The organism is Corallococcus sp. AB038B, assembly GCF_003668955.1.
In the GTDB taxonomy this organism is placed as follows: Bacteria; Myxococcota; Myxococcia; order Myxococcales; family Myxococcaceae; genus Corallococcus; species Corallococcus exiguus.
On sequence record NZ_RAWO01000001.1, the window covers coordinates 532,998 to 545,574 of the forward strand.

11 protein-coding genes are annotated in these 12,577 nt (G+C 69.7%); 7 read left to right on the forward strand and 4 right to left on the reverse strand.

The features are described 5' to 3' along the window. Nucleotides 1-139 precede the first annotated feature (139 nt). Together D7Y04_RS02275 and D7Y04_RS02280 are read left to right on the forward strand one after the other, a co-directional pair. The gene (locus D7Y04_RS02275; protein WP_233601237.1) at nt 140-2,182 is read left to right on the forward strand and encodes an ATP-binding protein; all 2,043 of its coding nucleotides are present in this window, start codon (nt 140-142) and stop codon (nt 2,180-2,182) included. Between the two features lie 204 nt (nt 2,183-2,386). Then, the gene (locus D7Y04_RS02280; RefSeq protein WP_121758168.1) at nt 2,387-4,489 is read left to right on the forward strand and encodes a neutral/alkaline ceramidase; all 2,103 of its coding nucleotides are present in this window, start codon (nt 2,387-2,389) and stop codon (nt 4,487-4,489) included. A 16-nt stretch (nt 4,490-4,505) separates the two neighbouring features. Here the strand turns inward: D7Y04_RS02280 and D7Y04_RS02285 are convergent, their stop codons facing one another. Together D7Y04_RS02285 and D7Y04_RS02290 are read right to left on the reverse strand one after the other, a co-directional pair. Next, entirely contained in the window at nt 4,506-5,492 is a 987-nt protein-coding gene (locus D7Y04_RS02285) for an aldo/keto reductase (RefSeq protein ID WP_121758169.1), read from the reverse strand. Between the two features lie 167 nt (nt 5,493-5,659). Continuing rightward, nucleotides 5,660-6,532, reverse strand: coding sequence for an SDR family NAD(P)-dependent oxidoreductase (locus D7Y04_RS02290; protein WP_121758170.1), 873 nt, complete (start codon nt 6,530-6,532; stop codon nt 5,660-5,662). A gap of 182 nt (nt 6,533-6,714) precedes the next feature. On the opposite strand from D7Y04_RS02290, the gene D7Y04_RS02295 reads away from it, so the two are divergent. Then, on the forward strand, nt 6,715-7,620 hold the full coding sequence (locus tag D7Y04_RS02295) for a LysR family transcriptional regulator (RefSeq protein WP_120593758.1): 906 nt from the start codon (nt 6,715-6,717) through the stop codon (nt 7,618-7,620). Nucleotides 7,621-7,624: 4 nt separating this feature from the next. On the opposite strand, the gene D7Y04_RS02300 is transcribed toward D7Y04_RS02295, so the two are convergent. Continuing rightward, the gene (locus tag D7Y04_RS02300) at nt 7,625-8,434 is read right to left on the reverse strand and encodes a hypothetical protein (protein ID WP_233601238.1); all 810 of its coding nucleotides are present in this window, start codon (nt 8,432-8,434) and stop codon (nt 7,625-7,627) included. Between the two features lie 192 nt (nt 8,435-8,626). Between D7Y04_RS02300 and D7Y04_RS02305 the strand changes: the two genes are divergently transcribed. Beyond that, nucleotides 8,627-9,124 carry a gluconokinase gene (locus D7Y04_RS02305; RefSeq protein WP_121758172.1) on the forward strand — a complete coding sequence of 166 codons (498 nt, stop codon included), beginning with the start codon at nt 8,627-8,629 and terminating at the stop codon, nt 9,122-9,124. A 7-nt stretch (nt 9,125-9,131) separates the two neighbouring features. Here D7Y04_RS02305 and D7Y04_RS02310 read toward each other — a convergent pair whose 3' ends face one another. Next, nucleotides 9,132-9,758 (reverse strand): phenylalanine--tRNA ligase beta subunit-related protein, encoded by a 627-nt coding sequence (locus D7Y04_RS02310; protein ID WP_120593756.1) that lies wholly within the window; start codon nt 9,756-9,758, stop codon nt 9,132-9,134. Nucleotides 9,759-9,832: 74 nt separating this feature from the next. On the opposite strand from D7Y04_RS02310, the gene D7Y04_RS02315 reads away from it, so the two are divergent. From D7Y04_RS02315 to D7Y04_RS02325, 3 genes are all read left to right on the forward strand, one after another. After that, complete coding sequence (locus tag D7Y04_RS02315; protein WP_121758173.1) at nt 9,833-10,195, forward strand: cupin domain-containing protein; 363 nt, start codon at nt 9,833-9,835, stop codon at nt 10,193-10,195. A 180-nt stretch (nt 10,196-10,375) separates the two neighbouring features. Further along, the gene (locus D7Y04_RS02320; RefSeq protein ID WP_120593754.1) at nt 10,376-11,998 is read left to right on the forward strand and encodes an ABC-F family ATP-binding cassette domain-containing protein; all 1,623 of its coding nucleotides are present in this window, start codon (nt 10,376-10,378) and stop codon (nt 11,996-11,998) included. A gap of 1 nt (nt 11,999) precedes the next feature. Beyond that, nucleotides 12,000-12,446, forward strand: coding sequence for a DUF4265 domain-containing protein (locus D7Y04_RS02325; RefSeq protein ID WP_121758174.1), 447 nt, complete (start codon nt 12,000-12,002; stop codon nt 12,444-12,446). Nucleotides 12,447-12,577: the final 131 nt, after the last annotated feature.

Consider the following 12,577-nt stretch of genomic DNA (forward strand, 5'->3'; position numbering starts at 1 on the left):
GAGAGGGGTCGGGCCCGGACACACCGGGTGGGTTTCCCTCCAATCCAGGTTTCATTCCGTTTCATCCGTGCTGAAGGAGGCCGCGGTGGCGCAGGAGCAACGCGAAACGGGGAGCGCCGCTGCTCTGGGGCAGTCATCCGTGGCGAGCGACCTCGTGGACACGCGTCGTTTCCAGCGCGCCGGGTCGCTCCTGCGCGAGGCGCTCTTCGAATTGGACGCGGCGGGCCGCCTCGTCCTGGCGACCCCCGCCTGGGAGCGCCTGGTCGGAGCTCCCGTGCACGCGTGGCTGGGCCGCGTACTCGTGGAGCTGTTCCACCCGGAGGACCGGGACCAGGCGCGGTTGCTGCTGCGCACGGCGCTGTCGCGCACGGACGTGCCCTCGCGGCTGGAGCTGCGGCTGTCTGGCGGCACGCAGCCGCGCTGGGTGGAGTTGTCCGTGACGGGCGACCCGGAGCACCTGGGCGGCGTGCTGGGCACGCTGGTGGACGTCACCCCGCGCCGTCTGGCGGAGGAGGCCGCCGCCACGCGCGAGCGCTACCTGGGCGCGATGGTGGAGGTGCAGCGGCAGCTGCTCGCGCCAGAGGGCTCCGGGGATTTCTACAACTCCGTCCTGGAGCCGCTGGGCCGCGTCGCGGGCGCCAGCCGCGCCTACGTCTTCGAGTTCCACCGCGACGCCTCCGGACGGATGCTCCAGTCCCAGCGCGCGGAGTGGTGCGCTCCCGGCATCTCGCGTGAGCTGGACAACCCGGACACGCAAGCGTGGCCCATCGACCAGGCCTTCACGCTGCCCCAACTGGAGCAGCTCCACCGGGGCGAGGCCGTGCAGGGCTCGCCGGAGGACTTCGGCGCGGACAACGCGCCGGTGCTCCTGGCGCAGGGCATCCGTTCGCTGCTGGTGCTGCCCCTGGTGGTGCACGGAGAGTCGTTCGGCTTCATCGGCTTCGACAACTGCGACGACGCGCGGCCCTGGTCGCACGTGGAGGTGAAGCTGCTGTCCGGCGCGGCCGGCGCGCTGTCGCTGGCGCTGGAGCAGCACACCACGGACGCGCTGCGCGTGCGCACGGAGACGGCGCTGCGCCGCACGGAGGCCGGCTTCCACCTGCTCATCGAAGGGTTCCCGGACCCCGTGGTGGTGCACACGACGGACGGCATGCTCCTGTCGGTGAACCCGGCCATGGCCAACTACCTGGGCTACCAGGACCCCGCGCAGCTGTTGGGCCGGCACCTGCTGGGCCTGGTGCGGCGCGAGGACCAGGAGGTCGCGCGCCGCCACCTGGAGGAGGCACAGGACGGGGCGCTGGCCGCCCGCTCGCACGAGGTTCCGCTGGTGCGCCGCGACGGGCAGGTGGTGAGCGCGGACCTGGTGACGCTGGGCGTGCTCTTCGACGGCGTGCCCGCGCGAGTGACGGTGGCGCGCGACTTCACCGAGCGCAAGCACATGCAGGCGCAGCTCATGCTGGGGGACCGGCTGGCCTCCATGGGCATGCTGGCCGCGGGCATCGCGCACGAGCTGAACAACCCGCTGTCCTACGTGCTCTCCAACCTGGAGTTCCTGCACCGCGCGCTGGGCCCCATGCCCCGGCCCCTGGGCGCCGAGGAGCTGCTGGAGTACCAGCAGGTGCTGGACGACGCGCGCGAGGGCTCCGAGCGGATGCGCCAGATCGTCCGCCAGCTCAAGGTCTTCTCCCGCGTGGACGACGCGCACGAGGAGTCGGTGGACCTGCACCGCGTGCTGGACTCCGTCGCGCAGATGGCGGCCAGCGAAATCCGGCCGCGCGCCCGGCTGGTGAAGCAGTACGGCGTCGTGCCGACGGTGCGCGCCAACGAGGGCAAGCTGTTCCAGGTGTTCCTCAACCTGGTCATCAACGCCGCGCACGCGATTCCGGAAGGCTTCACGGACGAGCACGAGATCCGGCTCATCAGCCGCGTGGATGACGATGGCCGGGTGGTGGTGGAGGTGCGCGATACGGGCCGGGGCATCGCGCCGGAGCTGCTGCGCCGCATCTTCGACCCCTTTTTCACCACCAAGGCGCCGGGCCAGGGCACCGGCCTGGGCCTGTCCATCTGCGACACCATCGTGCGCGCGCTGGGCGGCACCATCGCCGCGGAGTCCACGCCGGGCCACGGCGCCACCTTCCGCGTCACCCTGCACGTCGCCGCGCGGCCCGCGCGCGTGGCCTGACCGGCCTGCATCCCGCGTCCATGCGGCGGAGCGGGCCGCCCGTCCGCTGCCGCGAAATGGACTGAATCCGCCGCGCTCCCGTGTTCGAGTGTGGAGCGTCGGACGGCCTGCCCTCGCGTGCGCTGCCCTCCAGGGGGCGATGGCGCCACGCTTCGGACCCGCCGCCGCCGGGGGCCTTCCCTTCCGGAGGCCGTGGAGGATGTCATGCGCACGCTGAACGCCCGCCTCGCTCCCGTGCTCGGGTTGCTGCTGGGCTGCGTGCTGGCGCTGGGGCCGGGCGCTGGGTTCCGGCTGTCCACGGCGAGCGCGCAGGAGGCAACGCCGCAAGCTCCAGCTCCGGTGCAAGCTCCGGCCAACGCGTGCGCGGGCTCGGCGAACTTCCTCATCGGCGCGGCGCGCTCGGACATCACCGGCCCCGCGGCGGAGGTGGGGATGATGGGCTACGGGCAGGTGGCCCAGAAGACGGAGGGCATCCACCTGCGGCTGTACTCGCGGGCGTTCGTCATCGCCTCGCCATGCAACGGCCGCCGCGTGGCCTTCGTCAGCGCGGACCTGGGCATGGTGTTCCAGGCGGTGAAGCAGCAGGTGGTGGAGCGGCTGCGCTCGAAGCTGGGCGACACGTTCTCCGACGACAACGTGCTGCTCAGCGCCACGCACACGCACTCCGGACCGGGCGGCTTCAGCCACTACACGTTCTACAATCTGACGACCTTCGGCTTCGTGCCCCAGAACTTCGAGGCCATCGTCTCCGGCATCACGGACTCCATCCTCCGCGCCAACGCGCGCCTGGCCGAGGGCTCGCTGCGGCTGTCCTCGGGCGACCTGCACGGCGCCAGCATCAACCGCTCACCGGACGCCTACCTGCGCAACCCGGAGTCCGAGCGCGCCCGCTATCCCGACAACGTGGACAACCGCATGACGCTGCTCCGGATGACGGCAGCGGATGGGCGCGAGCTGGGGCTCGTCAACTGGTTCGCCGTGCACGCCACGTCCTTCGGCAACACGAACACGTACATCACGGGCGACAACAAGGGGCTCGCGGCGCACACGTTCGAGGTGGAGAAGGGAGGACGGACGCCCGGAGGCCCGGACACCTTCGTCGCGGCGTTCGCGAACTCGAATGAAGGCGACGTCACGCCCAATATCCTGGGCGGCACGAACGGCGGCGGCGCGAACGACTTCGAGGACGCGGCCCTGTCCGCGAAGAAGCAATACGACTTCGCCGAGCACCTGTGGTCCACCGCCGGGATGCCGGTGATGGGCGGCGTGGACTACCGGCACGCCTACGTGAAGATGGACGCGGTGGACGTCGCGCCCGCGTTCACGGACGGCAGAACGCACCGCACCTGTCCCGCGGCCATCGGCCTGTCCATGCTGGCGGGCGCGGAGGACGGGCCTGGCTTCGGTTCGGAAGGGGCCACGTGCGAGAACGTGCATGACGTGTGGAGCCAGTTCTCCTGCGCCGCCGTCACCACGTCCTGCCAGGGAGAGAAGCCCATCGTCCTGGAGATGGGCACCATGAAGCCCTACCCGTGGACCCCGGAGGTGCTGCCCCTGCAGGTGGTGACGGTGGGCCCTCTGGCGCTGGTGGCCGTGCCCTTCGAGGTGACCACCATGGCGGGCCGCCGGCTGCGCGACACGGTGCGCGCGCAGTTGCAGGGCACGGGCGTGACGGACGTGGTCATCGCGGGACCGGCCAACGACTATTCGGGCTACGTGGCCACGCGCGAGGAGTACGCGCGCCAGGACTACGAGGGCGCGTCCACGCACTTCGGCCCGTGGACGCTGGGGGCGCTGCAACAGTCCTTCACGGGGCTCGCGAGCGCGTTGCGCGAAGGGGCGTCCGTGCCGCCCGGTCCCACGCCGCGCGACCTGCGCAAGGTGGTGGTGGGGCTGCAGCCCGGCGTGGTGTTCGACGACAAGCTGCTCTGGGTGGACTTCGGCGCCGTCTCGGAGGAGGCGAAGGCTTCCTACGCGCGTGGCGACACGGCGAGCGTCACCTTCTGGGGCGGCCATCCGCGCAATGACCTGAAGCTGGGCGGCACCTTCCTGCGCGTGCAGCGGCGGGAGCCGGACGGCACGTGGCGGGACGTGGCGAACGACGGGGACGGCGTCGCGCTGTACCACTGGCAGCGCGAGTTCTGCGTGCCCACGCTCGCGTGCTCGAAGGTGCGAATCACGTGGCCTATTTCCAAGGACACGCAGCCGGGCACGTACCGGCTGGTGCACGAGGGGAACTGGAAGTCCGGCTGGGACGGGCGCATCCACCCGTACGCGGGAAGCTCGCGCCCGTTCACCGTGCGCTGAGCCTCCGGACGACCGGTCACTTCGTCGAATCGACCGCGTCCATCTGCATCGCGTTCATCCGGCCGCCGTGCACCGTGAGCCTGGAGAAGGCCGTCTCGAGCTCGCGAAGCTCCGCGGCCGTCAGTTGGATGTGGCGGGCCCCCAGGTTCTCCTCGAGGTGCACCGGGTTGCGCGTCCCCGGGATTGGAACGATCCACGGCTTCCGTGACAGCAGCCACGCGAGCGCAAGCTGCGCGGGCGTCGCGCCCTTCTTCGCGGCAACGCTCCGCAGCGCCTCGACGATGGGCGTGTTCGCGGCCAGGTTCTCCGGAGTGAAGCGCGTGAAGCCGGAGCGGAGATCGGTCTTCGGGTCGAGCCTCGTGCTGGCGTCGAACGTCCCGGTCAGGAACCCCATCCCCACCGGTCCCCATGGAACGAAGCCGATTCCCAGCTCCTCGCACACCGCGAGGACGCCGTTCTTCTCCGCGTCCCGCTCCATGAACGAGTACTCGGTCTGGACGGCCGTGACCGGTTGAACGGCATGCGCTCGACGGATGGTCCGCGCACTCGCCTCGGAGAGACCGAAGTGCAGGACCTTGCCCTGGGCAATCAGGTCCTTCACCGCGCCCGCCACGTCCTCGATGGGCACGTTGGGGTCGACACGGTGCTGGTAGTAGAGGTCGATGCGGTCCGTCCTGAGGCGCTTCAGCGAACCCTCGACCACCTTCTGGATGTGCTCGGGCCGGCTGTTCAGCCCCGGAGGGCCTTCCAGGTTGAAGCCGAACTTGGTCGCGATGACGACCTGGTCGCGAAGGGGCGCGAGCGCTTCTCCGACGAGCTCCTCGTTCGTATAGGGACCGTAGACCTCGGCCGTGTCGAAGAAGGTGACTCCTTTCTCATGGGCTGTCCGGAGGACCTGGATGCCCTGGTTCCGGTCCGCCGGGGGACCGTAGTTGGCGCTGATGCTCATGCATCCGTGCCCCAGCTCCGAGACCACCAGGCTTCCCAGCTTCCGCGCCTTCATCGTGGCGCCTCCGATGACTGGAGCCCTGGACTGCCCGGACGGCGTGGCGCATGCCCAGGTCCCAACCGCCGCCCCTGCTCCGAGGAGGGCCGTGCTGGCCAGGAGGTCACGGCGGCTGAGACCCCGCCGGTCCTTCGTGCCCGCTTCAAGTGTCTGCTCGTTCTTCTTCATGGGGATTCCCTCTGCTCGTCGTTGGCCGGGCGCTCGAAGTCGCCGTCCGTCGAAACCGACAGGTCCTTGTGCGCCCGCGCCTCGGCGAGCCGCGCCTCGAGGTCGGCGGTGATGCCGCTGACCGCGTCGCTCCCCGCGAAGAACTGCTTTGGCGGCGTCTCCATCCCGGCCAGCCGCACGAGCGCCTTGCCGAGCTTCGCGGGGTCACCGGACTGGTTGTGGTGGTAGCCCTGCCACTGCTCCTTGACGGCCGCCGGTGCGTCATAGCCCTCGACGGCGAGCTCGCCGAACACGACGGACTGGGGGGCGAGCAGGTCGGTGCGGAAGAAGCCGGGCTCGACCACCGTCACCGTGATGCCGAAGCGCTCCACCTCCTGGGCGACCGACAGCGAGAGCCCCTCGACAGCGAACTTCGTCGCCGCATAGGCGCCCACCGTCGCATAGCCGATGACGCCGGCCATCGAGGACACGTTGAAGACGCGCCCGGAGCGCTGCCTCCGCATGACGGGGAGCACCGCGCGCAGCACGTGCAGCACGCCGTAGAAGTTGGTCGCGAACTGCTGCTCGATCTGCGCCGGGGTCAACGACTCCAGGTTGCCGATGAGGCTGTACCCGGCGTTGTTGACCAGCACGTCGATGCGCCCGAACTTCTCGACCGCGGCGGCGACGGCCTGTCGTGCCTGCTCTTCCTTCGTGACGTCCAGCGGCACGAACGCGAGCCGGTCACCCGCCTGCTCGCCGATGGCGGACCGCAGCTTCTCCACGTTGCGCGCCGTGGCGATGACGCGGTCCCCCGCGTCCAGGGCGGCCCTGACGACTCCCGCACCGATGCCACTGCTGGCGCCGGTGACAAACCAGACCTTGCTCATGAGGATCCTCCGGTGGCCCTCGGCGGCGGGGTGCCGCGCGGAAGGCGAATGCTTCGAACCGATGCGAAAGAAATACGCCCCGGTCCCGCTCCGGACTAGACGCAAGAAAGCCAAGGGGCTCTTAACCAGTGGTTAAGAAGGCGGAGCGGGGCTTCCGCCTGGCTTCGCAGAGGACTCGCGCCATGAAGACGGCTCTCCTTCCGCAGTTGCATGTGTTGCTCACCGTGGCGCGCCTGCGCAGCTTCAGCGGGGCGGCGCGCGAACTGGGAGTCTCCACGCCCGCGGTCAGCAAGGCGGTGCGTGTGCTCGAGGAGCAGCTCCGCGTGGTGCTGCTCAATCGGACGACGCGCAGCGTGGCGCTGACCGAAGCCGGGCGGCGCCTCGTGGAGGAGGCAGGCCCTGGACTCGGGCAGGCCGTGGAGGCCCTCGCCCATGTGGCTGCCCAGCCCGGCGAGGCGGTGGGCAGCCTGCGCCTGTCAGCCCCGCCGATGGCGGTGCCCTTCGTCGTGGGCCCGTTGCTGTCCACCTTCCGCGAGCGTCACCCTCGGGTGGAGGTGGAGATGGTCATCGAGCAGCGCTTCGTGGACCTCGTGGCGGAGGGCTACGACGCGGGTGTACGGCTGAGCGAGGCCATCGAGCGTGACATGGTGCAGTTGCGGCTCACCGACGCCTTCCGCTTCGTGGTGGTGGGCGCGCCCCGCTACCTCGAACGCCACGGGATGCCCCGGAAGCCCGAGGACCTGCTGCGCCACGAGTGCATCACCTTCCGCTCGCACACGACCGGGACGCTCTACGCCTGGGAGCTGGAGCGGGGCCGCAGGAGTTGGCGCGTTCCGGTGCGCGGAGGCGTCGTCACCAACGACGGCTCGGTGATGAAGTACCTGGCCGAGTCAGGCGCCGGGCTCACCTACGCCTTCGAGCCGGAGGTGCGGGAGCAGCTGCGCAGCGGGACGCTCGTGCGGGTGCTGGAGGCCTACGCGCCCACCGTCCCCGGCTTCTTCCTCTACTACCCCAGCCGTGCGCGGCGCTCCGGGCCGCTGCGCCTCTTCGTCGAGACAGCCCGGGAGCTGGCCGCGAAGGCAAGGTGAGCCGTCAGTCGCAGGAGCCGTCCGGGTTGCAGCGCTTGTCGCACTTCTTGCAGGCCTCGCCGCCCTTGCCGCACTGGTTCTTGTTGGGCGCGGGGATGCAGCTGTTGCCTTCGCAGCAGCCGGCGCAGGTGGACGGGTCGCACTTGCAGAAGCCGTTGATGCATGCGAGCCCCGGACCGCACGCATTGCCGAGGCCGCAGACGCACTTGCCTCCGTTGCAGCGGCTGGCGTTGAGGTCACATGATGGGCCAGTGCCGCAGCCGCAGGTGCCGCGGTTGGTGCAGGTGTCGGCGCGGTCCGAGTCGCAGATTTCGCAGGCGACGCCGCCCACGCCGCAGGTGCGGAAGGTGCGGGACGTGCACACGCCTTCGCGGCAGCAGCCGTCCGGACAGTCCACGCAGAAGGTGCCGCTGGCCGAGCCGGTCAGCCGCACGGTGACCTCCACCTCGTAGCCGTCGCGCACGGTAGCGGTGGCCTCGCCGGTGGCGACCGTGGCGTCGTCGCGCAGGCCGTCCACGCGGACGGTGGCCTGGGTGCCATTGGCCGCGCCGTCAAGGAGGACGCGGAACGTTTCACCGTTCACGAGCGCGCGGCTGGAGTCCTCGGGCAGCAGCGAGGTGGGCACGGAGGCGCCATCCGCGGTGGCGGAGATGCGCAGCCGGGTGAGGTTCAGGGCGGGCTCGAACTGGGCGGTGACGAAGAGCGCGGTGCCGGCCGCGGCGGCGGGGTCGCGGCAGGCGGTCAGGGACACCAGCGCGAGCAGGCCGCTGCACAGGAGGAGCCGGGCGAGTGTCCGGCCGGGGGTTGCTCCCACAGAAATCATGATGGCGCGGAGGGTAGCGGTTCCCCGTCGCGACGTGGAAAGCATGGCGGGGGCGGGCCCGGCGGCGTTGGGCAGCGGACGCTCACGTCCGGTGTGTCACCGGCCGTGCTTCTCGCGTGGCACCTGGAGCGGGAAGGCCGCAGCATGAGGGAGCGCGCGAGACCCAAGGGAGGCGGCAACGGCATGGTGGTCATCGTCATGGGCGTTTCAGGCACCGGGAAGTCCACGGTGGGTCGGGCGCTCGCGGACCGGCTGGGGTGGACATTCGTGGACGCGGACGACCTGCACTCGGTGGAGAACCGCCGGAAGATGGCCGCGGGCACGCCGCTGACGGACGTGGACCGGCAGCCCTGGCTGGAGCTCCTGCGCGCGAGGATGGAGAAGGCGCTGGAGGCGGACGAGGACCTGGTGCTGGCGTTCTCCGGCCTCAAGGCCCTCTACCGCGCGAGGCTCACCGTGGACTCCGCGCGAGAGCGCTGGGTGTACCTGCACGCGTCCGCGTCCCTCATCCGCGAGCGGATCCAGAAGCGCCTGGGCCACTTCATGCCGGCGTCGCTGCTCGACAGTCAGCTGGAGACCCTGGAGCTCCCCGACGACGCGTTCACCGTGGACGTGACGCCGCCGCCCGCGGAGATTGTCGAGCACATCGTGGCGGGGCTGGCGTTGACGCCCGGGGCGTAGGGCTTTTTCAGCGCACGGGCTCGACGGTGGCGCCCAGGCGCTCCAGCAGCTCGCGGTACCAGGTGAAGGCGCGCTCGGTGTGGCCCTTCAGCTCCTTCGTGCCCCAGAGCAGCGTGAGGGTGCGGCGCGTGGTGGCGTCCGTCTTGGTGCGCTGGGCGTCCTTCACCGCGTTGGCGCACGGGCCCTGCGCGTCGAAGAGGCACAGGAGGCCCTCCAGGTCGATGGTCTGCCCGGACGCATTGAAGACGTAGCGGTCGCCCTGGATGGCGGTGGAGACGCGGAACGGGGCCTGGGCCCGGTCCAGGTCCACCACGCTGATGGGCAGGCCGCTGTGCAGGGACACGGCGTTGCAGGCGTCCACCGCGGCGTTGATGGTGCCCAGGGTGCCGTCGCCGGAGGCTCGCACCAGGTACTCGGAGGCGGGCTTGCCCCGGCCCGTGGGCTTGTAGCCGCCATGGCGGAGCAGGTCGCGCACGGCGCCCCGGACGGCGTCGTCACTCTGGACGGGGGCGGTGGCGCCGGGCTTCAGCAGGGCCTGCAGCCAGTCGGGCGCGGGCAGGTCCCCCAGGGGAGCGGGAAAAGAGGAGGTGAAGGCGATGAGGTCGAGGAGGGGATGGTTGTCGACGGTCAGCACGGCGGCACTCTACGCCACGCGCTGGTAGGGTAGGGATGGCTGCTGTTCCCTTCGTCCTCCCCTGGAGCCTCGTCATGCCCACGCTCATCCCGAAGCCCATCCGCGTGACGGCCGTGGGCAACAAGCCGAAGCTCATCGACGAGTACGTGGGCCGGGTGAACTCCAAGACGTCCAACATCAGCGTGGCCCACATGCGCAGCCCCGGTGGGTGGGAGGAGCCGGGCCAGACGCCCGAGTTCCGTGAAATCACCCTGGTGCTCGCGGGTACGCTGCGGGTGGAGCACAAGGGCGGGGTGATGGACGTCCACGCCGGTCAGACGGTGGTGTGCGAGCCCGGCGAGTGGGTCCGCTACAGCACCCCCGAGGAGGACGGCGCGGAGTACGTGGCCATCTGCACCCCCGCGTTCTCCCCGGGCACGGTGCACCGGGATAACTGAGGCCCGCGTTCCAGGTTCCAGGTTCCAGGTTCCAAGCCGGGCGGAATCCCGGGCGGGGGCCTGCCTGCCCGGCCGCGTGGATGGACCTGGGGCGGTTGGGGGTTCGGAACCATCCCTCCGGCGGGCGGCTCGTGGCATAAGGGCGCGCCGCCTGATTCCCCGGGCCCTTTCGGTACGCACATGATCCGTCTCGACAACATCGGCAAGCAACACGGTCAGCAGATCCTCTTCATCGAGGCGTCGGCCGCGCTCCACAAGGGCGAAAAGGTGGGCCTGGTGGGCCCGAACGGCGCGGGCAAGACGACGCTGTTCCGGATGATGACCGGCCAGGAGTACCCGGACGAGGGACAGGTCTCCATCGACCGCGGCGTCACCATTGGCTACTTCAGCCAGGACGTCGGTGAGATGAATGGCCGCAGCGCGGTGTCCGAGGTCATGGACGGCGCGGGCCCGGTGAGCACCGTGGCGGCGGAGATGAAGCATCTGGAAGCCGCCATGGGGGATCCGGACCAGGCGGACAACATGGAGAAGCTCGTCGAGCGCTACGGCGTCGTGCAGGGCCGGTTCGAGGAGCTGGGCGGGTACGCGCTGGAGGGCCGCGCGCGGGAAATCCTCGCGGGCCTGGGCTTCAGCGAAGAGATGATGGACGGCGACGTGGGCAAGCTGTCGGGCGGCTGGAAGATGCGCGTGGCGCTCTCTCGCATCCTGCTGATGCGGCCGGACGCGATGTTCCTGGACGAGCCTTCCAACCACCTGGACCTGGAGTCGCTCATCTGGCTGGAGGGCTTCCTCAAGGGGTACGAGGGCGGCCTGCTGATGACGTCGCACGATCGCGAGTTCATGAACCGCATCGTGACGAAGGTGGTGGAGATCGACGGCGGTTCGCTGACGACGTACTCGGGCAACTACGACTTCTACGAAGGCCAGCGCGCGCAGAACGAGGCGCAGCAGCAGGCGCAGTACGAGCGTCAGCAGGCGATGCTCGCGAAGGAGATCAAGTTCATCGAGCGGTTCAAGGCCCGCGCGTCGCACGCGGCGCAGGTGCAGAGCCGGGTGAAGAAGCTGGAGAAGATTGAAAAGGTGGAGCCGCCCAAGCGCCGCTCCACGGTGCTCTTCGAGTTCCAGCCGCCGCCGCGTTCAGGTGACGACGTGGTGAACCTGAAGCACGTGAGCAAGGGCTACGGCAAGCGGACCATCTACGACGGTCTGGACTTCCTGGTGCGCCGCGCGGAGCGCTGGTGCGTGATGGGAGTGAACGGCGCGGGCAAGTCCACGTTGCTGAAGCTGGTGACGGGCTCGACGCAGCCGGATGACGGCACGGTGGCGTTGGGCGGCAGCGTGAAGATGGGTTACTTCGCGCAGCACGCGATGGACCTGCTGGACGGAGAGAAGACGGTCTTCGAGCAGCTGTCGGATTCGTTCCCCAGGGCGGGGCAGGGTTCGCTGAGGGCGTTGGCGGGCTGCTTCGGGTTCAGCGGCGACGAGGTGGAGAAGAAGTGCCGGGTGTTGTCGGGAGGAGAGAAGGCGCGTCTGGTGATGGCGCAGATGCTCTACGACCCGCCGAACTTCCTGGTGCTGGACGAGCCCACGAACCACCTGGACATGGGCACGAAGGAGATGCTGATCACAGCGCTGTCGCGCTACGAGGGCACGATGCTGTTCGTGTCCCACGACCGGCACTTCCTGGGAGCACTGTCCAACCGCGTGCTGGAGCTGACGCCGGACGGCATCCACAAGTACGGCGGCGGCTACACGGAGTACGTCGCGCGCACCGGTCAGGAAGCCCCGGGCCTGCGCAGCTGACGTGGCGAACTCCACCGGCATGGTGAAGGTGGGGTTCTGGGACGAGGACACCCAGAGCGTGGAGACGCTCTGGGCGACCCCGCTGGGACAGGACCGGTACCGCCTGGAGAACAGTCCGTTCTTCGCGTACCGCGTGTCCTGGCACGACGTGGTCGAAGCCCAGCTGGATCCAGGTGGCCGGCTGGAGTTCCAGCGCGTCGTGGAGAAGTCCGGGCACCGGACGGTGCGGGTCATCCTGGATGACGTCGAGTCTCCGGATGCGAAGCCCTTCCTGGCCGCATTGAAGCAGCGGGGCTGCGGCTACGAAGGCTTCCAGCCCAAGCTGCTGTGCATCGACGTGCCCCCGGAAGTCCGGATCGAAGAAGTCACGCGCTACCTCATCGAGCAGGACGTCCAGTGGGAGCATGCGGATCCGAACTACGACGACCTGCACTCGGGCAAGGCGTAGGCCGCTGGCTACGGGTTTTGCTCAGCCCCTGCCATTCTTCAGCTGTGCGTACTTGCCTGTGCTGGGGTCAGTCATCGCTGCGTATCCAGTCGACAGGGCCTGCTGAAAACTCATACTTCGCTTGGCGCATG